This is a genomic window from Oleiphilus sp. HI0043, from assembly GCF_001634935.1.
The window spans coordinates 1-1,361 of record NZ_LWEY01000100.1 but is presented as its reverse complement, the minus strand read 5'-3'; the positions used below and the strand labels follow the sequence as shown (position 1 = coordinate 1,361).

The 1,361-nt window shown below is 43.6% G+C and carries 1 protein-coding gene; it reads right to left on the bottom strand.

The annotated features are described in order from the left end of the window. A partial coding sequence (gene sufB / locus A3729_RS01845; RefSeq protein ID WP_068633036.1) for a Fe-S cluster assembly protein SufB occupies window positions 1–1,099 on the bottom strand: 1,099 nt, incomplete at its 3' end. Window positions 1,100–1,361: the final 262 nt, after the last annotated feature.

Below are 1,361 nucleotides of genomic sequence, written 5' to 3'. Positions count from 1 at the left end.
CGGCTGAAATACCTTTAGAAATGATAGTGCTTGAGGTGTTTTTACCCAAGTGAATCATTTTTGTTCCGGTGTCAGCTTGCTGGAAGTTATTGGTCAGTGCCACAGAGTAGAATTCACCAACACTGTTATCACCTCGCAAAATACAGCTTGGATACTTCCAGGTAATTGCTGAGCCGGTCTCAACCTGAGTCCAGCTAACCTTGGAGTTTTTACCGATACAAGACGCGCGCTTGGTCACAAAGTTGTAGATACCACCCTGACCATTTTCATCACCTGGGTACCAGTTTTGAACCGTTGAGTATTTGATCTCGGCGTCATCAAGAATGACGAGTTCCACAACGGCTGCATGAAGCTGGTTCTCGTCACGCATCGGTGCGGTACAGCCTTCAAGATAGCTGACATGGCTGCCTTCATCGGCAACGATCAATGTTCGTTCGAACTGCCCGGTGTTTGCTTCATTGATACGGAAATAAGTGGATAGTTCAAGTGGGCAGCGAACGCCTTTCGGGATATATACAAAGGAGCCGTCACTGAATACGGCAGAGTTAAGTGCCGAGTAATAATTGTCACGTTGGGGGACAACACTTCCTAAATACTTTTTGACTAGCTCGGGGTATTCGTGAACTGCTTCAGAAATAGGGCAGAAGATAACGCCAGCTTCCGTAAGCTTCTCTTTGAAGGTAGTACCGATAGAGACACTGTCGAAAACAGCATCAACTGCAACACCTGCCAAACGAGCACGCTCATGTAATGGTATGCCCAGTTTCTCGTAAGTTTCGAGCAGTTTAGGGTCGACTTCATCCAAACTTTGCGGCGCATCGTCCGGGTTTTTGGGAGCGGAAAAATAAGCGATGTCGTTAAAGTCGATTTCCGGGAAGTTTACCTGCTGCCATTCGGGTTGTTCCATATCCAGCCAGCTTTGATAAGCTTTCAAACGCCACTCTAGTAACCACTCAGGCTCATTCTTTTTTGCCGAAATACGACGAATGACATCCTCGTTTAATCCGGGTTCAAAGGTTTCTGACTCAATATCGGTCACAAACCCATGCTCATACTCTCGTTTAATCAGGTCTTTTACGGCCTTATCGGAGTCAGACATGCTTTTAAGCTCTCCCAAAAATAAGATATATCCGTTTGATAAAACAGGTTTTTTATCAAGCTGGTGTCATAGAATTTAGCGAATTATATAATAACCAAGTAATTTAGTCAGGTATTTTGATGCCACCTGAACAAAAAATAGTAAAAACGGTCAACTTCGATAAACTTCCAGAGGGCGCGTATTGTAGCTTTTTTTTCCAAAAAAATCAGATTTAGTACAATTAAAATACATTGCTTAGGCTAAGATAGGTATATATTCGGTA